We start from the raw sequence: 26,686 nt of genomic DNA on the forward strand, positions 1-26,686 counted from the left end.
ATTAGATTGCTCTGTAGCATCTATTCATTTAAATTCAATATAAAAATTTTCACCAGAAGTTATTTTCCATTCTTCTTTAAATTTCTTTAGGTGTTCTTTTTTTTCGCATTCTAAAAGCAGTTCTTCTATGCTCTTATTATAGCTTTCTGTAGTAATTCTTCCTTGATGATGCATAAACCTCAAATAAATCAAATAAGTGTTAATCACATCTGTTTCACAATAATCGCGAATCTCTTGTATTTTGCCACTATCATATAAGTCCATAACTTGTGAACCATCAACTCCAATCTTACCGGGAAGATTAAATGCTGCGCAAACTTCGTTCATCTTCATTCTTGCAGAAGCTCCAAAATCAGAGAGAGATTCAAGCAAATCACAATGCCAATCACTACTGTACCTCTGATTGTAACTATTCCACTTATCGCCAGCTTTGTGAAAATATTCTGCTTGAATGCCATGAACCATAGCACGGTACTTCAGTACCGGTATATCAAAAGTGCGTCCATTGAACGAAACTAGTCTTGGCTTTTTCTCTGATATGTAGTTAAAAAATCCCTTTACTAGCTCTTTTTCATTGGAGTTTACTGTGCCTCCAGATCTTATTTCTTGTAGTGTGAACATTTCATAACCGCTCTGGCGTGTTATATTACAAAGTAAAAAACTAATGACTACAACAAGGTGGAAGGGCTGACGCAGAAAAGAGTTTTGCCCGTTTGTTATTTCAAGATGATATTTTGTTAATGCGTTCCTCTTTTCTTCTACACTGCTATCATCACTAATATTTAGTAAATTCTTGCAGGAATTTACATCTGGTATAGTTTCAATATCAAATACCAACAAAGAATTAAGCATTACTTATATATTCCTCAGGGCGATCAGTCCAAGGTCGCACTTTTACGAACAAAAAGAGATGAACTTTACACTCAAATAACTTTTCCAATTCTGTACGTGCCTCGATATTAATTTTTTTTATGCTACTGCCGTCTTTTCCTAGCACTATTTTCTTATGATTATCTTTCAATACAAATATGATCTGTTTTATGACTAAACTCTTATCTTTTTTTTCCTCAAATTGTTCAGTTATAACAGCTGTAGAGTATGGCAATTCTTCACGTAGGTTCAAGAATAACTTTTCTCTCGTAATTTCCGCTGATAAAAAATCAGCTGAGGAATCAGTTATTTGATCTTTTTCATAAAACCAAGGGCCTATCGGTGCAATTTCAGACAAGTAACTAGTCAGATCAGAAAGTCCATCATTCTTCAGTGCCGAGATCGTAAAAATTTTTTCAAACTTATAAAGCAAATTTAGGTGCTCATGTGCCATCTTGAGCTCTGATTTCTTTACTAAATCAGTTTTATTGATAACCAAAATGCATCTGCCTTTTGTGCGCTCCAGTCGTGCAAATATCGTTTTTATTCTTTCTATATTTTTTAGGTAATTGTTTACATCAACAAGCAACAAAGTAATGTCACTATCCTTAACTGCTCCCCATGCAGATTTGACTAAAGCTTTTTCAAGATTTGTTTCTGCTGAAAACACTCCTGGAGAGTCAGTAAAAACAATTTGCGCATTGTTGCATATAGCAACACCCCTTACCTGCGTCCTTGTTGTCTGCACTTTAGGGGTGACAATTGCAATTTTCTTGCCTACGATGCTGTTAATTAGCGTTGACTTTCCAGCATTTGGCAAACCAGCTATCGTTACAAATAAGCATTTTTGTTCTTCCACAAAGGAAATTATAAAGAAAACTAAATGCTAACGTCAATTGATTATTATATAGCTTTCTCTTCCCCTTTTGAAGAAAAACGCTCAACTATAGGTGATATAATATAATCATTCACTTTTTCAGCTATTGGTTCAATAACACAAACTGTTACAAATACCCCTGCGATTACTGCTATGGGTGCTATCACCGCACCTGCTAAAGCTGCCGATCCCATTCCAAGCATTGCACCAGGGAAAACAGCAGTTGCAGCTGCAGCAAGACCAACTCCAATTGCAGTACCTACAGAACAAGAACAAGCAGTCCGAAAAAAGACTTCTTTGGAGAGTCTTCCATTAGAGATTATCCGACATGCAAGTAAGGCTGCCGGAACCGCAGCAATAATTCCACCCATCACCAAAGGTGACAGAGCTGTAAAACTGAGCGCTAAGCCTGTAAGTGCTCCTATTGGTATATCTGTACCTAAGATAAATAACATTGGTTTAGTCTTGTTGTCCATATAATCCTCCTAAATAATAATTTTCTAAAAAGCTTTTAGCTACTTTTAGTATAGCTGAACTAGTTGAATAGGGGAAGGAAATTTTTTATGTTAAAATTAAAGAGCGGGAGAAGGGGTTCGAACCCTCGACCTCAACCTTGGCAAGGTTGCGCTCTACCAACTGAGCCACTCCCGCAATGAAAATTTACTTATTCTTATTATAGGTGCATATCATAATTTGTAAACCCATGCATATGAAAAATATGGGAGCCAATCTTCTATGATCTTTTCGTATACTTAAAACTCATTTTTGATTATTGTATGTGTCATAAAACATATTAAATTTATGAGAATATTTGTATATAAAGACGACCTGCCAGCCAGTGCAATACCGAATGATATAAAATCTATAGCTGTTGATACAGAGGCAATGGGGCTACTGCATAGCAGAGATAGATTATGCCTTGTTCAGCTCTCTTTCAATGATGGCAACGCTCACTTAGTTCAATTCAAAAACGATTATACAGCTCCAAATTTGAGAAAAATATTAGAGGATAAAAATATAACCAAAATATTTCACTTTGCGCGATTTGATGTGAGTATAATACATTACTACCTTCAAACTTGGTCACTGCCTTGCTATTGCACGAAAATAGCCTCACGTTTAGTTCGCACCTACACAGATAATCATAGCTTAAAAGAGTTGTGCTTAGAACTACTTGATATAAAATTAAATAAGCAACAACAATCTTCTGATTGGGGAAATGAAAATTTAACAGACAAGCAAAAAAGTTATGCTGCATCTGATGTTTTATATCTCCATAAAATAAAGGAAAAGCTAGATTTAATGCTAGAACGTGAAAATAGAAAAGAATTAGCCGAAAAGTGCTTTGAATTTCTTCCTACTCGTATTGAGCTAGATTCAATGGGTTGGGGGAGTGTAGATATCTTTAATCATCATATGTAATCACTTCACTTGAATCCAGAAAAATTTAGTTGATCAGCTGTTAATTGATACGCTATATTTATAAAAATTTAGGTATTTTATGAGTGATGATATTAAAGCGGTAAATGATCAAAATTTCGAATCTGAAGTTGCTAACCACAAAGGATTTGTGCTGGTAGATTTTTGGGCAGAATGGTGTGGACCATGCAAAAGTCTGATGCCACGTATCGAGCAATTGGCTGAGGATAGAAAAGGCAAGATCAAGATCTGCAAGTTCGACATAGATGGAGAAACTGAGGTGCCAAGTAAGTATGGAGTTCAATCTATACCTACTTTAATCATATTTCAAGATGGTAAGGAAATTGCACGCAAAATTGGCGCAATAAATGATTTACACAGTTGGGTTGATAGTGAAATAAGCGAGTAGACAAATTTCCTTTTGCGTGTATTATAGGTGTTGATAAAAGGGATTGTAGCTCAGTCGGTTAGAGCAGTTCGCTCATAACGAATTGGTCGTAGGTTCGAGTCCTACCAATCCCACCACTATTGATACAATTGCAAGGCCTACTCTCTTAGATAAGCTTTTTGCCTTATTAAAGTACTTGGTTGTTAGTGTTTGAAAACTCCATGATATTAGATTTCTTGCATAACTGGAATTCAAAAGTTCCAGCGCGGTTTTCTTATTGGATCTCAGCTGGGATGACGCCTGGTTATGAAAGAAATCTATTGTCAAAAAAAATTACTTCCGCGTATTTTGAATCTGATTATAATGACAATTAGAGATATTTTAAGAGCTCAAATTTGTCTGCAGACTTTCAATTAATCTTTCAATAAAAAGCGTGCTCTTCAGCTTATATCTGTCGTGTGTGCGCTGCATTTTTTTCTAATCTTTTTATACAGGAGGATTTTATGTCCAGAATTCCAGATATTTGACCTTTACCTTAGCTAATAACAGGCGCCTGTGGTTTTTATAAAGAAAGTGTAGGAAATAACCAAAAACTTTTTCCAGGCATAAATTTGCCATGTATACCTAAAAAGTAATTATATTAGCATAATGTTCATACTTATATGCTAATATTAATATTATTAAAATTGAAGAATATTATGGAACAACAAGCATCAAACAAAGAGAAAGGGATTGAATTTAGATATAATCAATGTAATCAGAAATGCCATTCCTACAAAACAAAACGGACAGACCAAGAATGCCTAGATAAATGCTATGAGAAGTACGTTTCTAAACTTTATCCACAAATTAGTGAGAAATTATTAGCTAGTGAAAACAATCTCTATGATGAAAGCGAAAAATTATTGCTTATAGCAAATGAAATACACAATCAAGATGCAATGTTTTTTTAATCACAAAAGAAACACTTATTTCAATATTTGAAGAGATGTTAGCTTTTTAGATATATTCTGACTTATTGAATAATTCTTTAAATTGGTAAAATACTGTTTCTTTTCCTCTATTTCTTTTTCACTATTCTTTCCACATATCGCTTCTGTTTTTATCTCTGGTTGTTTCTCTTGATTGAGAGAGCCCTTCTTTTCAAAATAATTATCTGTGAATTCTAAAAAGAGTGAAATTAACTCAGGAAGAGTGTATTTATGTTCACTTGATGAGCACAATTCTGTAATCGGAGAAAAGTGAATATCATCTGCCTTAATAGGTAGTAACGATAGAAACTTATTCCAGCATTTTCTCATTACTCCAACTTCAGGTTCAAGATTTTTTATTTTAGCTAAATTAGTATTCTCCATGAAAAACTCTTTGTATTGCTCAAAACCTTCAAAAGTTTCTTTTTTTTGGTAGTTTTTTTTCCTATGACTTTTTTCTATGTCAGAAATTTTAGTACCTATATTTGCCTGCTTACTAATAAAGCCATCGTTCTCTAGATTAAAACAAATTGTGTATGGAGTAATATCGTTTACTATTGTATGTGGCTTAAAGTGCCAACCAAAGCATTTGAGTATGAATTTTATTATAGGAGGAAATAGCCATTTAGGTTTTGATATGTGTAGTAATTTCACTACAAGTTTTTTGAATGAGCTAAAGGATTTATTGATAACGCATCTTAAATGAACATTGTCATCTTTTTTAAACTTTTTATAAACCTCTGCAGCTATTGGTCCTCCAGCACAGCTTCCATACAGTACTATATTGTCTGGGTGAATGCCTTGCTTTAGAAGATCTGAAATGACTGCAATTCCTGCATTTACTCGATTTTGACCGTTTAAAGAATGACCTTTGCTTTTTCCAGAACCAGGAAAATTAATAAGGTGAACATCCATACCTGCTTCAGCTGCCCAATTCCATTCACTTTTGTCTTCATCTGGCTCTTTTTCAAAAGTATATGTAAGCCCTGGAAAGTAAACTATATGCTTTTTCTTTCTGCTATCTGCACTGCTCTTCGAGTTTGACATCACTATCTTTTGAATTCGCATTCCATTTTGAACTTCTACGAACTCTTCCCTAATTTTTATTGTATTTTCTTCTGTTACTTTCATTTTGCGTTTTTCACTATATTGATTTAATAATACATGAAATTTTAGAAAAAATCAATTTTTACTAAAAAATTAACTTATAGCGTATCTATCTTTATATTTATTGGAATTAAGGTAGTAATGGGAAATGTCTCTTGACATTTGATAAACCTAAACGTAGCCTAAAACAATTTAGTGTTTATTTATGACATTTGTTCAATCACTTAATAATCAATTAGATAGTTTACACTTATTAAAACACCCATTTTACGAGTCATGGAATGAAGGTAGCTTAAGCCTGCAGGCTCTTCAAACCTATGCTAAGGAATATTATCACCATGTTGCTGCTTTCCCTCGTTATATCAGCGGTATACATTCTTTATGCCCCAATCTAAAGATGCGGCAAGTTTTACTTGGTAATTTAATAGAGGAAGAACAAGGCGATGAGAATCACCCAGAATTATGGCAGCGTTTTGCTGAAGGGCTCGGAGTAGCAAGGGTTGATCTTCTTGAAGATGCACAGGTTAAGGAGACGCAAGAATTAGTTGACGGTTACTTTGACATTGTAAAATCAGATTTTGCAGCAGGTCTTGGAGCTCTGTACGCTTATGAACGTCAAACTCCAGAGGTTTCTAAATCTAAAATTGAAGGTCTAAAAAAACACTATTCAATAAATGATGAGCGTCCTCTCAAATTTTTTACTGTTCATATGGAAGCTGATGAGTGGCATTCTGAAGAATGTGCAAACCTTATTGCAGATTTAAACGAAGAAGAACAAGAGAAAGTTATGCAAGGCGCTGAAAAAGGAGCAAAACTCTTATGGGGTTTTCTTGATGGCATGATGAATGTTGATGTTTGTCATTAATTATAAGTAGATACTAAATTCAGTGGTAGCATGTAATCTTCTTATATCTGATTTACGGCTTTGGGTTCATTTGGGATGTAGTGCAGAAGAGAAGTTTTCTCCCCAATTGGTGAGTATTGACGTTGATTTCACTTTTAAATCTCCTCCTTCAGGGCTTACAACTGATCAACTTAAAGATACTATCTGCTATTTGGAAGTAGTGCAAAATATTCAATCTCTTGTTCAGGGCAAGCAATTTAATTTAATCGAGCATTTAACTCATGATATATACAGGATGATTAACGACCTTTTTATGCAAAAAGAGCATTCTGTCAGGGTGACTACTCACAAAATCGCACCACCAGTTCCTGGTGTGCATGGGGGCGTTTTTTTTACTTACTGTAATGAATTGCAAGAATGATCTATATTTCTATTGGATCAAATATAGGGAATCGCCTTTCCCATTTACAAAGAGCTACTGAGTTACTAAAGAAGCGCTATTTAAAAGACTTAAAGTCTTCGATCATTCTAGAAACTAAGGCTATTTTACCAAATGGTGCTCCACCTGATTGGAACAAGCCATTTCTCAATATGATTGTCTATGGAAGTTGTTCTTCTTCTCCTGAGGAGCTACTAAAAGGCTTAAAACAAATCGAATGTGATATTGGTCGTCCACAAGTCTACGAAAAATGGGCACCTCGTGTTATTGATTTAGATATTTTGTTATGGGATGATCTAACGCTTGATACACCTGATCTTAAAATTCCTCACCCAGAATTGGTAAACAGGCCATTTTTGATCCACTTGATGGCAATGGTTAACAAAACATTTGCTTTCAATGTTCAAGACTGTTTTTCAAAGAGTTTTACGATTTCACCAAAGCTTATGGGTATTGTCAACATTACCCCTGATTCATTTTCAGATGGTGGTCTTTATTATGATGCGAATCGAGCAACCAAGCAGGCATTGCAGCTGGTATCAGATGGTGCAAGCATAGTTGATCTTGGAGCTCAATCAACAAGGCCTGGAGCTTCAATAAAGACGCCAGAGGAAGAGTATGAACGTCTAAAACCAGTACTTGATAATCTTAGCGACTATATGAAAAATGGTGATATTGAAGTCAGCATTGATAGTTTTTGGCCAGACGTTATTTTAAACGTTTTGAAGCACTACAATATTGCCTGGGTAAATGATCAGAAGGGAGATCTGAGTAGTAATACCTTAAAAGAAGTTGCTAGCAGTGGGTGTAGTGTCGTTATTATGCATTCACTTTCGATACCACCACATAAGGACAATATTATTCCACATGATATTGACCCAATTGATATCATAAATAATTGGGCAGAGGAGAGCATTAATAGGTTACTTGCCCTTGGTTTTGATGAAAGTTCAATAATTATTGATCCTGGTATTGGTTTTGGCAAATCTATGTATCAGAATATTCAGATTTTACGCAGTATAGAAACTTTACAAAATTTTGGCTGCAAGGTTTTAGTTGGCCATTCCAGAAAGTCATTTATTTCCTCTTTTTCCATAGAATCTCCCTCTAATAGAGATTTAGAAACAATTGCTATATCTGCTATACTGCAAAATAAGGTTGATTTCCTTAGAGTGCATAATGTACGCGACCACATGAGATTTTTTGTAGCCCAAGCTGTCTTAAAGGGATGAAGATTATTGGAATTATGGCTGTTGACCCTAATGGGGTAATTGGAATAAATAATGATTTGCCCTGGCGTTATCCAAGTGAGTTTAAACATTTTTGTCAAGTAACCGACAAGCAAGTTATTGTGATGGGAAGAAAGACATTTGAAACCGTGCCTCAGAGTATACTAAAGAATCGTACACCTATTGTTTTCTCCCGTAACAAGTGTTTTAATAGAGGCCCAAAATGTACTGTTGTCTCTTCCATGAAAGAATTTCTGTCAATTCAAAGTAGTTCTCAAGTCTTTGTGATTGGTGGGGCACAAATAGCACACCTTTTTTTAGAGCATAACCTAATCTCAGAATTTATTATGACTGAAATGCATAAAACTTATAAAGGTGATACGTATTTCAATTTAGCACTCCTTGATCAGTGGAATAAAACTATTCTCACTAAAACTAAAGACTATACTATATGCAATTGTGTCCGTTCAGCAGAGTAGTAAAATAAGGTAGGCGAGAAAAGACAACTATCAGTGCATGACACTGGCTCCTTTATGATGGTCAGTGCCCAGAAACTGGCATCCAGTTAAATTTATGGATCTCAGTGTTAGCTACTTAAATAACAGGGGAGAGCTACTAAATGACATCTTCAATTTCTGTACAGCTACATCGCAAGAAAGGAAGCACTGGCTTTCACATTAGCAAATTCCCTGAATAGATGCATACAATTTAATGCATAATGAAGTGTGACCTTAGCCAAAAAAAAAGCAGCAAAAAAGTTAACGCGTTCTAGACGTAACTTTACTAAGTACCATTTCTCTTAATTCTTCAGTCAGTGTGCCACTATCCAAAACACTGTTATAAGGATCATCTCCATATATACACAGATCATCACGAATCTTGATCGGATTACCATTTAATAATCGATCATCTCTCATTGCATTTGCCAACTGTGCAGGAAGTGGTATTAATTTGTCTCTTGCGTGATTAATAATTACTATTGGCGTTTTTTCATTTTGTGACTTTTGTAAATTATCTACTATATCAAAGTCTAAATCGAAGGCTTTTAGTATTCTTTTTAGTAGGAATGAGGGCAGTATACTCAAAATTTTCGTCTGAGGCATTGGAAAATGCTCTATTGCTGTATGAAAAGAACTAAAAGTGCTAGTGAAGACAATTCCTCCAAGTTTAACATCTCTATTCGCAAAATGCCTTGATACTTCTGATGCAACTGCTCCTCCAAAAGAATGACCGAAAAGTATAATATTTTCGGGTTTTACACCTTGATTTATTAGTTGATTAATTTTCTCTATTGAAGACTTGAATAAGTTTTGATTCTTATTTAGAAACGGAATCATGAGTAGCAATATAGATAAAAAAACACAAGCTGAAGCTGATAAGACTGCCAATCCAGCTGTTCTAGCTGTTATTGGATTAGTGAGCAGTATGACAGTAGGTGGCAATATTGATGCTAGTAAGCATACGAAGCTGGTTAAGGCATAAGTTATATAATTTTGAAATGCAGCCGGGTATTTGTGTGCATGAGTGTGAAAATTAGGTATATCATGGTGGTGCATGAGCTCAGATTGCATATCTTTACAGAATGTAGTTGCATTTTTATAATTATCCCCTAACCCATGAAAGAATATAAGATGTATTTCTTTTTCTTTAGTGTTAGGCATTATTTTCACTATTAAATATTTTCAATTATATACTATTCTTATAATTTTGTTGAGCTTTTTCTATGTTAACTAGTGAACCGGCAATCTTAAAATGCTTGCAAGATCTACTTACATCAAGGTGCATGAGTTTTTTTTGTATCCGTTCATCAGAGTAGTAAAATAAGAAAAAGAGAAAAGACAACTAAATGAATTTCATCCGAGTAGCTGACACTGACATCTATATAAAGACAATCTAATGCACTCATTTAAAGTGAAGTTTTCTGGATCCCAGTGTCTAGGCACTGGGATGACAAGAAAAGAGTTGACTTGAATGACACCGAATAGGTACTGGGACAGAGGCTACTTGAATAATATTTCACCATGTCATTCCAGCACTTGATGCTGGAATCCAGAAGTTTTTTGAGCACAAAAGTCATGCTAAGTTTTTGTTGTTAAGAAAGGCTGGATAGCTACTTGAATGACACCATTTGTTACTGTGTTTTTGTCTATCTTATTTTGCTACCCTACTGAACGAATACACAAAATCTAACTTTTTTCTATACAACCAGCTAGGTCAAGAAAGGTGAATCTATCTCTTGTTGCAAATGTAAGATTGACTACCTTGCAATATTGCTCTTTGTTCCAATTAAGATGCTCCGGTAAGTACGGAATTGATAGATCTTCAAATACTTTCTGCAGGTGTTTTGCAGATAGTAAATTTTGCTTAATTAAACTAGAAATATTACTCCATTCTTTGTAAATAATCTCTTGAATTTTTTGCTGCATAATTTGCTTCTGCTTTAGAATTTTTATAAATTCGGTATTACCAAAGCACTGAGTTATATGTTTTACATCTAAAGTGATCGGTTTGGTAATCGGGTTTTGTATTGACAATATCTCCTCTTGCAAGTTAGCCATAGTAATCGTCGTAACAGCAATTTTTTCGCCATGTAACGAGGAGGAATAATCTTTTGTTACCGTCTCCATTGCATGAGCTATCATATGTTCTCCTTGGCTTGCAGAGTAGCTGCCTTTTGACATCACCATTCCAAGTCCTGAAATCAATAAGGCTTCCATAAGTAATAAAACTACTCTTTTATCTTTTTTAGCAAGTGCCAAGTGTTCTCTGAGCAAAATTTCCTCCAGATTGCGAACAAGTTTAAAGGGGAGTTCATTATATTCTGTGCCAAGTAATAGATGAGATAATAGCCAATCGGCTTGTACTGTTGAACGGCAGATGAAATCTGCAAATCCACTTAATGTGAGGCGTGGTGGTGCGTTGGCAATTATATCGTTATCAATGTATATTGCCTTTGGAAGATGTGCTCCGAACGATTTTTTATATCCATCAACTAATATTGAAGCGTTTGCAGAGCTATACCCATTCATGGAAGCGGCTGTTGGGAACGATATATAATCTTTTTTCTCGAGGTAGCTTGCATATTTGCAGATATCATTAACAGTGCCACTACCAAATGCAACCATTAAGTCACTATCTTTTGCTTTATTTCTAACTAGGTTTACAGTTTGGAGGGAAGCAGCGCTGTTCAGTCTATTTGGTGTCATCCAAGTAGCGTGACACTGCGATCCATCATAGTCACGCGCTGGAATGACAGTTGTGGCTGGAATAATTAAATGAGAAACTTTATTAAGTATGTTTTTGTTTAAAAGTTTTGCTGTATTTTCATCTGCAATCAGAAAAATGTCATTTCCATATTGTCTACATATTTCATAGATATTATCAGCAACTTCCCTAATAAGAACTTGTTCTGTGTGCTGTAATATTTGTTTTAAATATCGCATAGAATGTTTACAATACGGTAATGTTAGTATTTCAAGATTGATATGAAGATTGACCCTGTAGAACTAACTAAGAAATTAATTTCTTTTAAAAGTATAACACCAAAAGACGATGGGGCAATAGAGCATATAGCAGCCATTCTCAAGAAAAGTGGTTTTGAATGTGAGATTTTAGAGTTTGGTGATAAAGTTAAAAATCTTTATGCGAAATATATAAATGGAGTACCAAACTTGTGTTTTGCTGGACATGTTGATGTTGTACCACCAGGTGAGTTAAAAGATTGGATATCTGATCCATTTAAGCCAGAAGTTAGAAATGGAATGCTATACGGAAGAGGAGCAGCTGATATGAAAGGCGGAGTAGCTGCATTTATTGCTGCTATCGTAGATTCAGTTGCAGGTAAGTTTCGATTCAGTGGTTCAATCAGTGCATTGATTACCGGTGCTGAAGAAAGCACGGAAGAACATGGAACAAAGGCCGTTTTGGAATGGATGAAAAGTAAGCAAAAAAAGATAGATTTTTGTATAGTTGGAGAACCAACGAGTAGTGAGAAATTAGGTGATACCATAAAAATAGGTAGAAGAGGTTCTGCAACATTTAAATTGATTTGCCATGGTAAACAAGGGCACGTTGCCTACCCAGATCTAGCAGATAATCCAATATATAAAATGGTATCGATACTAAGTAAGATAAAAGATACCACTTTTGATACTGGTAATAAATACTTTCAGCCTTCACATTGCGAAATTACTACTATCGACGTTGGAAATAATACTAATAATCTAATACCTAGTTCAATAGCAGCAGGTTTTAATGTTCGATATAACAATACACAAACACCGGACGTTTTATATAAGATGATTGATGCAATATGCACCAATGTGACTAACGATTATAAACTGTCTATGCAGAGCAGCAGGGACGTTTTTCTCTCTACTCCTGATAGAAATACTGATATTATGCTTGATGCGATAAATAAAATTACCGGTATTGATGCTGTGCTGAGTACAAATGGTGGCACATCTGATGCTGCGTTTATTAAAGATATTTGTCCAGTAATTGAATTTGGTATGATCAACAAAACCGCACATCAGGTAAATGAATGCGTATCAATAGACGATATACATAAATTAACAGCTATATATAAGGAGTTTATAAAAAATTATTTTTACCCCACTAATAAAATATTAAACCAAATCAATGTAATTGGTAATACGCCTGATGGTCCATTATTAGCTTGAGGTGCAGTTGCATAGAGAAGAAACTTACTAGACACATTTTACCAACCCCTTATTATAATATTAAGGGTATTTTTGACTCAAAACTTGTCTTTGATCTGTGCGAGCTTAATAACAAAAATTCAGTAGAAAGCTTATTGGCGAAAATTATCTGTTCAGCAGAGTGACAAAATAAGATAGACAAAAAGGGTGTAAGAACAAATAGTGTCATGCAACACTGGCTTTTGTACACAAAACGTTGTAAAGCGCTTTTGTCAACCTGGATCCCAGCTCGGATAACAAGAAAAGAAGCACTGGTTTCACATAGATCTGAACAGATATAATTTCTTAAACATTTATAGCTCACATAAAACCCGGTCTGACTGTCATAAAGGCTACTCATTGCAGCAGACAACTTTCGCACTACTTCAAATTCTAATTTTCAACTTAAAGAGGTACGTAATGTCAAATAACTTCAATTTCAAAGAATTTTTTCACCATCACGAAGCAAATAGCACTTTAGATGATATACAAAGGTACTGCATACTGTGGCAATCAGTGATATCACAGGCAATGATTGATGCAGCAAGTAACTGTAAAAAAACAGAAAGCTTGTTAGAGAAACGTAAAGCAATTTCCTGGCTATCAGACTTCAGTCAAGATTTTGTTGAAACATGTATACTGGCTGATTGCGATCCATTATACGTAAAAAACAAAATACAGCCAATTCTAAAAAAGATAAAGCCCTTTTAATGAGGTTTACCCCTCTCACCAAGAAAAATATCATTTAATCTTTTTTCTATAGCTTCATCTATATCTTGGATTAATAGCTGCTTTATCATATTCACTTTCCGTTCTGCCTCTTGAAGATTATTGTTACCGTAACTGTTCTTATTACTATAACCATAACTACTGCCATTTGGTTTATTACTCATTTTTCTTCTTGTGCTGAGTATCTGAACTATCTTCTCCTTGAAAAAAGACTTCCAGCCTGTGCCAGAAAATAATTTGTAGAGAAAATGCGGAGTAAGAAACGCTACTAATATTCTAATAGAAACTCCATAACCCAAATCATCTCTATTTTCATAATACCATTTTAAATATTGATACAAATGGTAAAATGCATTTTTGAAAGAGCTAAACTCTACAGCATACCAAAAGCCACTGGTGAGAAACATGAGCATAATGCTCGATGTATAAAGATACAGAGTGAAAAGAAATAGCTTGACAACTATATCTTTCAAGCTGCCCAGTATATAATTAAATAACCTTAATTTATAAAAAAGTGATATCATTTCACGCACACTTTAATAAAGCTGGGGTGGAAGGATTCGAACCTTCGCGTGGCGGTATCAAAAACCGCTGCCTTACCACTTGGCTACACCCCAATATTGTTTATATCAATAACATTATTAACCCAATTAGTAAAAGATTTATTCGCTTTTCCTATGGGTATTATCACAACGGCTGGTTGATCATAAGAATGCATTGCCTCGATTTTTTCTACAATCTTATCAGTCTGATCATTCCTGCTCTTCATAATTGCCACTATTTCACAATTACTATTAATTTTACCTTCCCATAAATACAGAGAATTTACTTCGGGAAATATATTTACACATGCAATTAACTTCTCGTTTAACAATTCTTCAGAAATAGTCTTAGCCTCTTTCAGGTTTGAAAAAGTTATATAGACTAAAACTAAGTTGCTCATTAATCGCTACATAAATGCATTTTTACTATACTCTACTTAGATTTATTCATCAAGAGAAAATAGGAGAGACCTCTTCAGTGCTTGACACATAGAAATTGAAGATGTCATTTAGTAGCTCTCCCCTTGTCATCCCAGTAGTTCTCCTCTTGTCATGCAAGTAGCTATCCAGCCTTTCTTAACAACAAAAACTTAGCATGACTTTTGTGCTCAAAAAACTTCTGGATTCCAGCATCAAGTGCTGGAATGACATGGTGAAATATTATTCAAGTAGCCTCTGTCCCAGTGCCTATTCGGTGTCATTCAAGTCAACTCTTTTCTTGTCATCCCAGTGCCTAGACACTGGGATCCAGAAAACTTCACTTTAAATGAGTGCATTAGATTGTCTTTATATAGATGTCAGTGTCAGCTACTCGGATGAAATTCATTTAGTTGTCTTTTCTCATCTACCTTACCACTTTCTTGAACGGATACCATTAGCCATTCCCCTGAATAGATACAACAAATGTTGTATCTTTATCACTTCACATACATTATTCCATATACTATATGAACAACTGAAAAAAGACTTCAGTTAATTGACAATGAATCACGTTATTTTGTCAAATGCGCTGCTATCGCCAAACCATAGCTTAGCTTGAGTGGCTGAGGAGGGATTTGAACCCCCGACCAAGAGATTATGATCCTCCTGCTCTACCACTGAGCTACTCAGCCTCATTAAAAACCTTGCTATATATATGATCTACATGCTTCGTATAATACTTCAAATCAAACAAAGATTCAAGTTTTTTAGAGTTAATAACTTCAAGTAAGGATTTATCTTGTTTCAGTTCGGCCAGAAAATCACTATTGTTTTGTTTCACTTTCATTGCATTGCTCTGAACAATTTTATACGCCTCTTCCCTCGCCAAACCACTATTTACCAACTCGAGTAATACTCGTTGTGAAAAAACCAAGCCTTTTGAAGAATTTAAGTTCTTTTCAATATTTTCCTTATTGATCACCAATTTATCTATCAAATCTGTTAATCGTACTAAAGCAAAATCCATTGCTATACAAGCATCAGGAGCAATGCACCTTTCCACAGACGAGTGCGATATATCTCGTTCGTGCCATAATGCAACATTTTCTAATGCAGGAAAAACGTAGCTGCGTACTAAGCGTGAGAGCCCAGTCAAATTCTCACTTAAAATAGGATTACACTTATGCGGCATAGCAGAACTTCCCTTCTGTCCAGTGGAAAAATATTCAGAGATTTCGCCGACTTCAGTTCTTTGCAAATGACGAATCTCAATTGCAATATTTTCTATTGAGCTTGCAATTACTCCCAAAATTGAAAAGAACATGGCATGTCTATCACGAGGGATGACTTGAGACGATATGGTTTCAGGTATGAGTCCCATTTCTTTCGCTACATACTCTTCAACAAATGGATTAATATTTGTAAAATTACCTACTGCACCTGATATTTTACAAATTGAGATCTCTTTTTGCGCGCTAATTAATCTCTGATAATTGCGTTTAAATTCAGCATAAAATCTAGCAAATTTTAATCCAAGAGTTATTGGTTCTGCATGCATTCCATGACTGCGCCCAACACAAACAATATCTTTATAGTCCTCAGCTTTTTTTTTCAATACTATAAGTAAATTTTTTAGATTCTTGAGTAAAATATCACATGACTCTTTCAACTGCACTGCAAAGCATGTATCTAAAACATCAGAACTTGTCATTCCGTAATGGAGATAACGAACATCAACTCCCGCTTTTTCAGCAATATATGTCAAAAAGGCTATAACATCATGTTTTACAATGGATTCAATTTCGTTAATACGCTCAATATCAAATTCAATAGCACCAGAGAGCTTTTCAGCAACATCATTTGGAATAACTTTTAATTTTGCTTGAGCTTCACATGCTAATTTTTCTATTTTGAGCCATATGTTGAACTTATTTTTTTCTTCCCAAATAGAAGAGATTTCTTTGCGGCTATAGCGTGGAATCATTTTTGATTTATTCCAATAATGGTGTCATTCCAGTGTCATGCACTGGAATGACATGAGGGAAGCACTGGGATGATACCAGCTTAGCAATGGAAGACATTTCTTTACGACTATAACAAGGGATCATCTTTGATCAGCTATCATCAGCATCAGTAGCTTCTTTACTCGCATCTTGCTCTGCCTCTTGTTGCTCAGATTTCTGATTTTGCAACTTTGCTTGCCTTAATTCATGTGCATCTTTCTCAGATCTGACAACGTATATAGTAATTGGCACTATCACTTTACTATGTAATTCTATATTCACTTGATACTCGCCCAAATTTTTGATGCTTATTCCACCCAAAGATAAACTATGATGACTTATATCATATCCTTCTTGTAATAAAGTTTTTGCAATTTCACGTGTGGTTACAGAGCCAAAAATCTTTCCATCCTCTGAAGCTTGCTTTATTAATATAATAAATTTATCATGCAGTGATGATGCAAGCACTTTTGCTGCATTTAATTTTTTGGTATTTTCTTCTTCCAATAATAAACGCTGTTCCTCTAACTTTATTAAATTTTCCTTAGTGGCTTTCATCGCCTTTTTTTGTGGAAAAAGAAAATTACGTGCATAACCTGGCTTAACTTTGACAACTTCACCAAGCTTACCTAAAGTTGTTATATTTTCCTTTAAAATTATTAACATAAATTACCTAACTTTTTTAGTACAGTAAGGAGCAAGAGCTAAAAAGCGTGCTCTTATAATTGCTAAGCGCAACTTTCTTTGTTTTCTTGCGCACACACCTGTTAACCTTCTAGGTAATATTCTACCATAGTCAGAGGTGAATTTGGACAATAAATCTATATTCTTATAGTCTATGTCCTCATCTTTAGATGCAGCAAGAGGACAGACCTTAGGACGCCTAAAGCCAGTTCTGTTATTTACAGACACGTAAGAATTATTAAAACTATTTCGTCTTTTCATCATTATGCACTTTTCTCCTCAATTTGTTTATCCATCATGTAAGATTTACCTTTAAAAAACTCATTAACCCGTACAGACAAGTGGCGAATAATATTCTCATTCAGTTTTACTCTACGCTCAAATTCATCCATAATGCTTGAAGTAAAACTTATACACATCATACAGTAATGACCACTTTTCATCTTATTTATTGGGTATGCAAAATCCAATAGACCCCAATATTCATATTTTATCAATCCTGAAGCTTCAATATTTTTCAAAAGCACTTCCAGCGTTTTATTCAATTGATTTGAGTCTACTATTTTAAAACTTTTTAAAACCTCTTGAAGGGGCTTTATTAGATGTTGTGAAATATTTTCCTTAAAAGCATTTACTACATTATAGATAAATGCACTTTTAGTGTTAGCTCCTGGAAGGTCCATAAAATTTTGTTTTATTCCCGTATCACTTAGTTCATTTTTCAATTCTTTATCGATTCTTGACTTTATTTCTTTTAAATTTGAAAAATCTTCTTCCAATTCAACCCACAAAATTTTTGTCAGAGTTTCCAAAAAATCAGAGTAAACAATCAGACTTTTTTTAATGCTTTCGGTACTTGCCTCTAGCTCTTGTTTTATAACTGTGCTATGTTCTCTTTCTATGAGACCTTTAACCTCCTGAGAAATAACATCTGCTTTAATATTTTTCAACAAAATAGCCAATTCTTGGACCATTTCTTCTACTTCTTGCTGCAATAAGTTCGGTTGTGCTATAAAAGTAAATTCATAGAGATTCACTATATCTTCCTTTAATATCAATTAAACACTTTAATTATATAAAACTTTTTTATATAAGCAAGTTATTTGTATTAATTTCTACGTCTTCAATCCAACTTAAGTGAGATATTTCATAAATAGCTTTGGGGGTGATTGAATATGTACCTGGCAACAAGATGCTGACTTTATGTTTTTCGAGAAGAAACTTTAGCATTATTTTGGTTTTGCCTCCATTTTTCAACACTGCATTCAACTCCTCAGCAACTTTTTGCGAGTCTGAACATACAGCAGTTAAAACTAATCCTTTCATTAGAGAAGTAACCTTTTCTGTAAATTCAGATATGTCCTTTCCTGATAGTCTCGTTGTGTTTTCTGAAATTTCAAGATCAATTATCACAAATGCTCCAGGTGAAAATAGATTCCTTTTTTCTTCTATTATTTCATTATTGTAGAATGCTATTTCAGAAACATTGTGGGGATCAGAAAGTGTTAGTATAACAAATCTTCCACGTTCTGAGGTTCTCATACGCACATTTAATATTACACCAGCAGTTTTTATCGTTTTACTCTCTCCGATAAACCCAATATTTAATTTTTTCAAGAGAGTTCTAAACTTTTCAAGTGGATGATTAGTTAAGTAAAATCCCAATGAAAATAACTCATGCTCTAATTTTTCCTCTTCATTAAAATCTTCCACGTTCTCAAGTTTTGGCTTCAGAATATCAAGATTACCAAATAAAGCAGCTTGATTTGACTGCCTATTTTTATTTGCAAAGTAAATCAATGTGTCTATTGACTCGTATAACTGCTTTCTATTTTTGTGCACACTATCGAATGTTCCAGATTTAATTAAACTTTCTAATGCCCTTTTATTTATTATATGCCCCAAATTTTGAATGAATTCCCATATGTCCTTATAAGAACTTGAGCGTGCATTTACTATTCCTTCTGCTATAGCAAAACCAACATTACGCAAAGCAGCAATTCCGTAGCGTATGTGCTCACCCTCTATTGAAAATTCAGCCTTAGATTTGCTGATATCAGGCGAAAGAACAGCAACTCCACTGAATTTTGCAGCATGATAAAACAAATTCAGTTTGTCTCTATCATCAATGTTGAGATTCATCAAGGCCGTAAAAAATTCTAGCGGGTAGTTAGCCTTAAGGTAAGCTGTTTGGTAAGATATAATCGCATATGCTGCAGCGTGGGATTTATTAAATCCATAACCAGCAAATTTTGCAACAAGATCAAAAATATAACTTGCCCTGTCGTAATCAACACCGTTTTTTGTTGCTCCTTGAACAAAAAGTTCACGTTGTTTATCCATCTCTGCCTTAATTTTCTTACCCATGGCACGTCTGAGTAAATCCGCCTCTGCTAAGCTATATCCAGAGAGAATACGCGCTATTTCCATTACCTGTTCTTGGTAGATTATTACTCCGAATGTTTCTTTTAACACCTCCTCAAGCAATGGATGAATGTAATCTGGCTTTTCAAGTCCATGCTTTCTTGCAACATAAGTTGGAATGTTATCCATAGGCCCTGGGCGATAAAGAGAAATTAAAGCGATGATATCTTCAATGCAGTCTGGCTTTAGTTTTATTAAAGCTTCTCTCATTCCCGAACTTTCAAGCTGAAACACTCCGATTGAATCACCTCTTGAGAGCATTTCATAGGTTCTTTGATCAATCAAAGAAACTGAGGAAATATCAAATTTTTTTTTATCACGATTAATTAAACGACATACATGATCTATTAGTGTTAGCGTACCAAGTCCAAGAAAATCAAATTTTATTAACCCAGCTTTCTCTACATATTTCATGCTGTATTGAGTGATTGGCAGAGCCGAATTTGGATCATAATAGACGGGAACAAAATTTTCTAATTTTTGATCGCATATTACAATTCCAGCAGCATGAGTTGAAACGTGACGATATATTCCTTCGAGCTTTAGAGATATATCAAGAAGTTTGGCAATTACTTCATCACTATCCCTTTCTTTCTGAAGATTTTGATCAAACTCTATCGCTTGCGATAAAGTTACAGGATTTACTGGATTAAATGGAACCATTTTAGATATTTTATCCACTTGAGAGTAAGGCATTTGCAATACTCTACCAACATCACGCAATACTGCCCTTGCTTGCAATTTTCCAAAAGTGATTATTTGAGCAACATAACCGTACTTTTTCTGAACATAATCAATAACCAGGTCCCTTTTCTCTTGGCAGAAATCGATATCAAAGTCAGGCATCGATACACGATCAGGATTTAAAAATCTTTCAAAGATCAGACCAAATTTTATTGGATCAAGATCTGTAATCTGCAAGCTCCAAGCAACAATTGATCCAGCACCAGAACCTCTTCCCGGTCCAACTGGAATGCCATTTGCTTTGCTCCAACGAATGAAATCAGAAACTATCAAAAAGTAGCCAGCGTAGTTCATCGAAGTTATTACGCTTAGTTCGTAATTCAGCCGATCGTAGTATTGTTTAAGGTTTATGTCTGTTTCATTTGCAATGCGGAATTCTAATCCTGCAACTGCCTGCTCCCTCAGTTCTTCATTCTCAGTTTTATTTTCTCGACAAGGAAATTTAGGCAAGATAGGCTGCCTGCTTCTTGGCATGTAAGAGCACCGCTTAGCTATCACTAAAGTGTTATAAATTGCTTCGGGAATGTCGCTGAACAGTTCCTCCATTTCTGCCACAGATTTGAAGTAATGCTCGGTAGTTAACTTCTTTCTGTTATTCTCCAGGGCATAACTGCCCTCCGATATGCACGTTAATATATCATAAGCTTCATAATCAGATCTATTTGAAAAAAACACATCATTCGTTGCCACTAGTGGTATATTGCGCTGATAAGCAAAATCTATTAAAGCTTCTTCAAGCTCTAGCTCTTTATTCAGCCCATGACGCTGCAATTCAACATATAAATGACCATCGAATGCTGAAAGCAGTTTTTCAACCGTTTCTTTGTCTTGCTCCAATAACAGTTGAGCCAAACATCCACCAGTTAAGGCGATTAGACCTGTATTAAAACTTAATAGCTCATCAAAATCAACGTAGGGAATATCGCTGCTATTTTTGCGCTTTTTAAAAGACTCACTCACCAAAGTGACTAAATTAGTGTACCCTTGTTCATTTTTTGCAAGTAGGAGTATTGATAAATTTTGTTCTAAGTGTCGAACGATAATATTGCATCCTACTATTAGCTGTATTCCCTTATTTGCTGCATATTCTGCAAATTCAAGTGAGCCAAATAAGTTGCCTGAATCAGTAACTGCAACTGCCGGCATTTTGTTCTGCAAACAAAGACCAATCAGCTCCTCAATTTTAACCGAACTCTCAAGCAGAGAATAAACGCTATGAACACGTAAGTGTATGAACATAAAAAATTTTAGATTAGCAATAGTTAAGGATAACATTAATTTACTTATAAGGATATGCAATAGAGTCAACTTGACAAACCTCATCAGTCTTCTTATCATGACAATAAGAGTATTTATCCTTGTTTTTAATCTCTGCAGATTTAACAACAAAAATTCAGTAAAAAACTCAGGTATATATTGGCAGATTACATAAAATTATAGCGGCTGCATGTCTTTTTTATTTTTTCTACATTCAGCCAAAACGCGCTTTAAATAAGCGTTAGCACATTATTACAATGCCGATTTACATTATTATAGGGTTAAAACTCACTACTGGGGGATTCTTTTGCCTTTTTTTGCTTGGTAAATTTCTTAATATTTTTGATTGGTTAGGAGTTCTATAGAGATGTCATTTCAGTGCTTCTTATTACCTGTTCTGGATCCCAGTGTCAGCTACTTGGATGACACTGAAGGAGTTACTCGAATGACAAGAATAAGGAGTACTGGGATGACAAGAAAGCACTGGTTTCATATGCACCTGATAAAAAAGATGATGTCATGCAAGTAGCTGACACTGGCATGGCTTTGTTGCACAGCTCTTCGGATAGTGGGTAATGTATAATAAATTCATGAAGCTATATCAAACTTAGCCATGCCTATTTCAGTAAATTTGTTAAGCAAATAACACTTGAGTAGCAGTTCCTTCTCACGATTAATCTCAGATTTATTCCTAAAACTAAATCCAAATATTTGCTTCAGTCGCGAGAAAAAACTTTCTATATAAGATCTCTTCCAATAATTTATCTCTTTTTTCCACCTCTTCATACCATCTTCATCATATGACTTTATGAGCTTGATTGTAGAATTTCTCTCATTCATATAATCCAACTTTGGATGCTCTACTGCATTATTTTGCGGAGGAATCCTTGTCTTTATGTCAAGCTCATCGCACAGTTTGTATAACTTCTTTCGATCTATCTGCATATATCGTGCTTATGTTATACTTGGTATCCACTCTTTCAATAAGATCAAAGGCTCCATAGTGGTCGGAATAAACTCCACTACTGTATTTTGCAGCTATAACTTTTTTACTACCTATCTCTAGCATTACATCTTGTTTGCTCATAGCGGCGATACTTTCTATCTGTACCATTTGCCTTACTATGGCCTGGAATATTATTGTAGATGCTGATACCTGTACTATCTATAGCAATTTCAATATCCTCCATATCGTTCTTATCAACTCTGCAGTCGTTGATTTTGATATTAAGCTTTTTAAACCTTCTTGAAGCCTGCGAATAGCTGATAATTTGCAAAATTTTCCCTATTTGCTCAAGATATTTCTCTATAAATCCCACTGTTTGCCTAAGACCAATCCTGAATAGATAGGTTATTATGTGAATTAGAATCACTACTTTGTCGCTGTAGACATTGTTGCCACCTGCTACTTTTGGACTATTTTCGTACCAATTTTCAATGGCATCGTTGATATAATGAAAAACATTTCCCCTTTCTTGAAGAAATTTGTTATATTCATTGCAGTTACTGACTTTCATTCTTATTGGCATATTTTTCCTTTGTCGGCTAAATATCTATTTTATAACAAATTCCATCAGTAACTGCCTGTTCTTTCCTTGAGTGGTGCAACAAAGCCCACTGGCATCCAGTTTTTTTGTGCAATTCCGTCAAAAAAAGCGCTTTCGTGTTTACCAACTTAGTTAGATTCCAGTGTCAAGCTACTCGGATGACACCAAAGAGGCTATTTGAATCTAATTTACTATTCACAATCCCGGTTATTAGCTTATTTGAGTTGACTTTTCATCATAATTATGTAATAATTAAACATATTGTTTAATATTGAAGGTAGAATTATGACAGGAGGATATGAGTCACTGGAAAAAGTACTAAAGACGATTGAGGCTGAGAAAGATTTAAATCTCAATAATATAATTGAGAAAATAAAAACAGAACTAGAGGAACGGGATCAAGGTCTATATAAAAATTGGGAGGAAGGTAAATTTGATGTAAATTATGTATTTTCTCTCTTCTTCTGTGAGTGTACGTTATTAACGATAGCTGCTAAGAATGGTTACACAAATATAGTAAATGTTTTACGAGAAAAAGGAGCAAATGTTGATGAGAAAGGTTGGCGTGATGCGACTCCTTTGCATTTCGCTGCTGGGAATGGTCACAAAAAGACAGTAGAGGTTTTAATCCAAGAAGGAGCAAATGTTAACGCAGTAGATATTGAAGGGTGGACTCCTTTAAATGTCGCTGCTTTTCATGGTCGAGCAAATATAGTAAAGGTTTTACTCGAAAAAGGAGCAAATGTTGATGAGAAAGGTTGGCGTGATGCGACTCCTTTGCATTTCGCTGCTGGGAATGGTCACAAAAAGACAGTAGAGGTTTTAATCCAAGAAGAAGCAAATGTTAATGCAGTAGATATTGAAGGGTGGACTCCTTTACATGTCGCTGCTCTTCATGGTCGAGCAAATATAGTAGAGGTTTTACTCGAAAAAGGAGCACATGTTAATGCAGTAAATAGTGAAAGGAGGACTCCTTTACATTTAGCTGCTGGGAATGGTCACGTAGATATAGTAAACCTTTTACTAGAAAAAGGAGCAAATGTTAACGCAGTAGATCGATATGGAAAGACTCCTTTGCATTTCGCTGCTAGGAATGGTCACGCAAGTGTAGTAGAGGTTTTACTCAAAGCAGAAGCAAATGTTAATGCAGTAGGTATTGAAGGGTGGACTCCTTTACATTTCGCTGCTGGGAATGGTCACGTAGATATAGTAAACCTTTTACTAGAAAAAGGAGCAAATGTTAACGCAGTAGATCGATATGGAAAGACTCCTTTAGATTATGCTGAAGGTTATGCTAAGAATCAAGACGTAGTAAAAGCTCTATTAGACGCAAGAGGAGGTTCTTTTGTGAAAGCACGTAATAAGGCAATGATTGCTGGTGGAGTGAATACATTATTAGGCACTGCTATAGCAGTGGCACTTTTTACAACTGGAACAATTACAGCTCAGTTGATACCTATCGTTATAGCAGTGGTTGCAGTTACAGCAGCAGCACTGGTAGTTGGTTGTGCTACATATGAATTACTAAAGCCTAGTACTAAAGTTGATGGAGCAGAAAAACCAATTGTCAACTCAATAAATGAACAGCAGAGAGTTACTAGCATTTCTTCATATTAGAGCGCGTGACGCAGGTTCCTGGATCCCAGTACTGGGATGACAATGAAGGGGCTGCTTGAATAACAACGAAGGGTTATTTGGATAATAGCCGTACTTGATCTGGATCCCAGTGTCTAGGAACTGGGATGACAAGGGGGGATACTAGGATGACAACGAAGGTGCTGGAATGAAAGGAGTGTGAGATAAAGCTACTTGTATAACTGTTGCACATCCATAAACTCTTTCTCGTCTTGCATGCTGATGATAGTGTGAGTGTTGAGAGGTAAAGGGTCATTTCTATGTCCATGTCCTACCCCTTTTATTGTAAATACTGGAAAGTTAACACTTTTTGCAAACCTTTCTTTTACAATTTCAACAAGATTATCATTATAACAGTTAACAAAGTCACCGAATATTACTGCATCTACTCCATCAAAAATATGAGCTTGTTTTAGGTGATCTAGACTTCGCTCAATTGAATATGGATAAACTTTTATGTCTTCTAAAAATAGAATTTTGTTTTTTGCGTTTATTTGCCAAGCAGTTCCTATGCTATTTTCAACCAAAGTCATATTACCACCGATGATTTTAGACTCTAATTTGCCATTTTTTAGTCTAATGCCATTGTCGATCATTTTTAGGTTATCAAATCTGATAGAGTTGCGTTGCTTAAGAATTAACTCTTTTAATTTTTCAACAGAGGTTTCAGCAACAGAGTTATTTACTATCATTTCCAACATGGTACCGTGAAGAGTTTGCCAGTCATATTTAACTTGCAGATAAATATGTAAAGCAGTGATATCACTATAGCCTATAAGAATTTTTTTGTTTTGAGCAATTCTTTCTTTTTTATCATTGGGTAACTTTTCTAGATAGGGAATTAGCCGAGAAGCCCCTTCTCCTCCTCTGATACACCAAATTATTTTGCTATCATCAGTGAGCGCATTAACCAAATCATTCGCTCTAAACTCATCAGAGTTAGAATAAAATGGGTTGTCATTACTGTATATTTTCTCCGAAATGTGAGGATTAAAACCCAAAGTTTTTACGGATTCTTTTATAGTGGGCAGATCCGATTCTTTTCCCTTCGAAGAAGGAGCAATAATATCAACTTGATTTGCAGGATTAGTGAGTAAAAGGCATAGAAAATAAAGAATAAAGGAATACATTAAAATATCTTATGAAACTCTTGCTTTAATATATCATCTAATTCGCAAAGAGAAACTTTTACTCCTAGTTTTTCCATTGATGTAACGCCGTAATCTTTTAGTCCACAAGGAATAATACCCTCATAGTGGGAAAGGTTTGGAGAGACATTAAGCGCTATGCCGTGATAAGTTACCCATTTTCTCAAGCGAATGCCAAAAGCTGCTATTTTTTCTTCTACTCCGTTGTTGTTCACCCAAATGCCTATTCTATCTTCCTTAAATTCCCCAAGTATATTAAAGTGTTTTAAAACATTTATGATCCAATTACTTAGGTCTCTGATATATAGTTTTATGTCACATTTGTTTCTTTTTTTAAGATTTAGCATTAAATATATAATGCGCTGCCCTGGTCCGTGATATGTATATTTACCACCCCTACCTGTTTTATATATAGGAAATAATTTTTCAATAATGTCATCATCTGTTGCACCGATTCCTGCTGTGTAAAGTGGAGGGTGCTGGAGCAGCCATACTAGCTCATCAGACAAATTATTGTAAATTTGTTGAATTTTTGCTTCCATGAATTTTATAGCATGGTTATAATCAGTAAATTGGTTAGAGATTAGCCATTCTGTCATGTTCTATTTCTTTAGGTCTATCAGTGTCATTCCAGCGCTTGACACTGGAATCCAGAAATTTAATTGTAGATAGCACACTGAACTGGTGAGCATAGTTGCTTTACGCTAAA

Annotated in this window: 25 protein-coding genes, 4 tRNA genes and 1 pseudogene; 11 read left to right on the forward strand and 19 right to left on the reverse strand. The window is 35.0% G+C overall.

The features are described from left to right. Positions 1-24: 24 nt before the first annotated feature. The 4 genes from OPR37_RS00705 to OPR37_RS00720 all read right to left on the reverse strand — a co-directional run bounded on the left by OPR37_RS00705 (position 25) and on the right by OPR37_RS00720 (position 2,398). Positions 25-852, reverse strand: coding sequence for a 3'-5' exonuclease (locus tag OPR37_RS00705; RefSeq protein WP_019236725.1), 828 nt, complete (start codon positions 850-852; stop codon positions 25-27). After that, a complete protein-coding gene (gene era, locus OPR37_RS00710) occupies positions 845-1,729 on the reverse strand; it encodes a GTPase Era (protein WP_213863799.1) in 885 nt (294 codons plus the stop codon). Before era ends, OPR37_RS00705 begins: the two co-directional genes overlap by 8 nt. Positions 1,730-1,773: 44 nt before the next feature. Next, on the reverse strand, positions 1,774-2,223 hold the full coding sequence (locus OPR37_RS00715; protein ID WP_019236723.1) for a hypothetical protein: 450 nt from the start codon (positions 2,221-2,223) through the stop codon (positions 1,774-1,776). A gap of 102 nt (positions 2,224-2,325) precedes the next feature. Beyond that, positions 2,326-2,398 (reverse strand) — tRNA-Gly (locus tag OPR37_RS00720). A 150-nt stretch (positions 2,399-2,548) separates the two neighbouring features. Between OPR37_RS00720 and OPR37_RS00725 the strand changes: the two genes are divergently transcribed. The 4 genes from OPR37_RS00725 (at position 2,549) to OPR37_RS00740 (ending at position 4,507) form a co-directional block, all read left to right on the forward strand. Continuing rightward, positions 2,549-3,169: a ribonuclease D gene (locus tag OPR37_RS00725; protein ID WP_264684927.1), complete on the forward strand. Its 621-nt coding sequence runs from the start codon at positions 2,549-2,551 to the stop codon at positions 3,167-3,169. A 79-nt stretch (positions 3,170-3,248) separates the two neighbouring features. Continuing rightward, on the forward strand, positions 3,249-3,575 hold the full coding sequence (trxA, locus tag OPR37_RS00730) for a thioredoxin (RefSeq protein WP_007302120.1): 327 nt from the start codon (positions 3,249-3,251) through the stop codon (positions 3,573-3,575). Positions 3,576-3,614: 39 nt separating this feature from the next. Then, a tRNA-Ile gene (locus OPR37_RS00735) sits at positions 3,615-3,691 on the forward strand. A gap of 561 nt (positions 3,692-4,252) precedes the next feature. Continuing rightward, entirely contained in the window at positions 4,253-4,507 is a 255-nt protein-coding gene (locus tag OPR37_RS00740; RefSeq protein ID WP_007302118.1) for a hypothetical protein, read from the forward strand. A 15-nt stretch (positions 4,508-4,522) separates the two neighbouring features. On the opposite strand, the gene OPR37_RS00745 is transcribed toward OPR37_RS00740, so the two are convergent. Next, the gene (locus OPR37_RS00745) at positions 4,523-5,656 is read right to left on the reverse strand and encodes an alpha/beta hydrolase family protein (protein WP_264684928.1); all 1,134 of its coding nucleotides are present in this window, start codon (positions 5,654-5,656) and stop codon (positions 4,523-4,525) included. A 181-nt stretch (positions 5,657-5,837) separates the two neighbouring features. Here OPR37_RS00745 and OPR37_RS00750 point away from each other — a divergent pair, with 181 nt between their 5' ends. From OPR37_RS00750 to OPR37_RS00765, 4 genes are read left to right on the forward strand one after another with little or no spacing between them, the layout of a single operon-like run. After that, a complete protein-coding gene (locus OPR37_RS00750) occupies positions 5,838-6,497 on the forward strand; it encodes a CADD family putative folate metabolism protein (RefSeq protein ID WP_149168679.1) in 660 nt (219 codons plus the stop codon). Between the two features lie 22 nt (positions 6,498-6,519). Continuing rightward, entirely contained in the window at positions 6,520-6,897 is a 378-nt protein-coding gene (locus OPR37_RS00755; protein WP_007302114.1) for a dihydroneopterin aldolase, read from the forward strand. Then, entirely contained in the window at positions 6,894-8,147 is a 1,254-nt protein-coding gene (gene folP, locus OPR37_RS00760) for a dihydropteroate synthase (protein WP_019236720.1), read from the forward strand. The genes OPR37_RS00755 and folP overlap by 4 nt, the downstream gene beginning before the upstream one ends. Beyond that, a complete protein-coding gene (locus tag OPR37_RS00765) occupies positions 8,144-8,623 on the forward strand; it encodes a dihydrofolate reductase (RefSeq protein WP_019236719.1) in 480 nt (159 codons plus the stop codon). Before folP ends, OPR37_RS00765 begins: the two co-directional genes overlap by 4 nt. Positions 8,624-8,902: 279 nt before the next feature. Here the strand turns inward: OPR37_RS00765 and OPR37_RS00770 are convergent, their stop codons facing one another. After that, the gene (locus OPR37_RS00770; RefSeq protein WP_264684929.1) at positions 8,903-9,805 is read right to left on the reverse strand and encodes an alpha/beta hydrolase; all 903 of its coding nucleotides are present in this window, start codon (positions 9,803-9,805) and stop codon (positions 8,903-8,905) included. Between the two features lie 525 nt (positions 9,806-10,330). Next, entirely contained in the window at positions 10,331-11,587 is a 1,257-nt protein-coding gene (locus OPR37_RS00775; RefSeq protein WP_052264778.1) for an iron-containing alcohol dehydrogenase, read from the reverse strand. Positions 11,588-11,629: 42 nt separating this feature from the next. Here OPR37_RS00775 and dapE point away from each other — a divergent pair, with 42 nt between their 5' ends. Then, positions 11,630-12,826 (forward strand): succinyl-diaminopimelate desuccinylase, encoded by a 1,197-nt coding sequence (dapE, locus tag OPR37_RS00780; protein ID WP_019236715.1) that lies wholly within the window; start codon positions 11,630-11,632, stop codon positions 12,824-12,826. Between the two features lie 438 nt (positions 12,827-13,264). Next, positions 13,265-13,555: a hypothetical protein gene (locus OPR37_RS00785; protein WP_264376622.1), complete on the forward strand. Its 291-nt coding sequence runs from the start codon at positions 13,265-13,267 to the stop codon at positions 13,553-13,555. Here the strand turns inward: OPR37_RS00785 and OPR37_RS00790 are convergent. From OPR37_RS00790 to OPR37_RS06255, 10 genes and pseudogenes are all read right to left on the reverse strand, one after another. Continuing rightward, a complete protein-coding gene (locus tag OPR37_RS00790; RefSeq protein WP_227738357.1) occupies positions 13,552-13,980 on the reverse strand; it encodes a hypothetical protein in 429 nt (142 codons plus the stop codon). The genes OPR37_RS00785 and OPR37_RS00790 overlap by 4 nt on opposite strands. Positions 13,981-14,118: 138 nt before the next feature. Further along, a tRNA-Gln gene (locus OPR37_RS00795) sits at positions 14,119-14,190 on the reverse strand. Further along, on the reverse strand, positions 14,181-14,516 hold the full coding sequence (gene cutA / locus OPR37_RS00800; RefSeq protein ID WP_082241857.1) for a divalent-cation tolerance protein CutA: 336 nt from the start codon (positions 14,514-14,516) through the stop codon (positions 14,181-14,183). Before cutA ends, OPR37_RS00795 begins: the two co-directional genes overlap by 10 nt. A 639-nt stretch (positions 14,517-15,155) precedes the next feature. Beyond that, a tRNA-Met gene (locus tag OPR37_RS00805) sits at positions 15,156-15,227 on the reverse strand. After that, a complete protein-coding gene (purB, locus tag OPR37_RS00810) occupies positions 15,218-16,519 on the reverse strand; it encodes an adenylosuccinate lyase (RefSeq protein WP_007302075.1) in 1,302 nt (433 codons plus the stop codon). The genes OPR37_RS00805 and purB overlap by 10 nt, the downstream gene beginning before the upstream one ends. Before the next feature lie 130 nt (positions 16,520-16,649). Then, the gene (gene rplI / locus OPR37_RS00815) at positions 16,650-17,204 is read right to left on the reverse strand and encodes a 50S ribosomal protein L9 (RefSeq protein ID WP_019236699.1); all 555 of its coding nucleotides are present in this window, start codon (positions 17,202-17,204) and stop codon (positions 16,650-16,652) included. Positions 17,205-17,207: 3 nt separating this feature from the next. Further along, positions 17,208-17,486, reverse strand: a complete 279-nt coding sequence (gene rpsR, locus OPR37_RS00820; protein ID WP_015587948.1) for a 30S ribosomal protein S18 — start codon at positions 17,484-17,486, stop codon at positions 17,208-17,210. Continuing rightward, complete coding sequence (gene rpsF / locus OPR37_RS00825; RefSeq protein WP_052264806.1) at positions 17,486-18,259, reverse strand: 30S ribosomal protein S6; 774 nt, start codon at positions 18,257-18,259, stop codon at positions 17,486-17,488. Before rpsF ends, rpsR begins: the two co-directional genes overlap by 1 nt. Before the next feature lie 49 nt (positions 18,260-18,308). Further along, on the reverse strand, positions 18,309-21,629 hold the full coding sequence (gene dnaE, locus OPR37_RS00830) for a DNA polymerase III subunit alpha (protein ID WP_264684931.1): 3,321 nt from the start codon (positions 21,627-21,629) through the stop codon (positions 18,309-18,311). Positions 21,630-22,235: 606 nt separating this feature from the next. Next, positions 22,236-23,176: pseudogene (locus tag OPR37_RS06255) on the reverse strand (IS5 family transposase). Positions 23,177-23,479: 303 nt separating this feature from the next. Between OPR37_RS06255 and OPR37_RS00850 the strand changes: the two are divergent. Continuing rightward, positions 23,480-24,811 (forward strand): ankyrin repeat domain-containing protein, encoded by a 1,332-nt coding sequence (locus tag OPR37_RS00850; protein WP_264684932.1) that lies wholly within the window; start codon positions 23,480-23,482, stop codon positions 24,809-24,811. Positions 24,812-24,999: 188 nt separating this feature from the next. Here OPR37_RS00850 and OPR37_RS00855 read toward each other — a convergent pair whose 3' ends face one another. Further along, positions 25,000-25,959 carry an LD-carboxypeptidase gene (locus tag OPR37_RS00855; protein WP_052264793.1) on the reverse strand — a complete coding sequence of 320 codons (960 nt, stop codon included), beginning with the start codon at positions 25,957-25,959 and terminating at the stop codon, positions 25,000-25,002. Beyond that, entirely contained in the window at positions 25,959-26,576 is a 618-nt protein-coding gene (lipB, locus tag OPR37_RS00860; protein WP_052264792.1) for a lipoyl(octanoyl) transferase LipB, read from the reverse strand. Before lipB ends, OPR37_RS00855 begins: the two co-directional genes overlap by 1 nt. Between the last annotated feature and the right edge of the window lie 110 nt (positions 26,577-26,686).

This window comes from Wolbachia endosymbiont (group B) of Lycaena phlaeas (genome assembly GCF_947251875.1).
GTDB lineage: Bacteria > Pseudomonadota > Alphaproteobacteria > Rickettsiales > Anaplasmataceae > Wolbachia.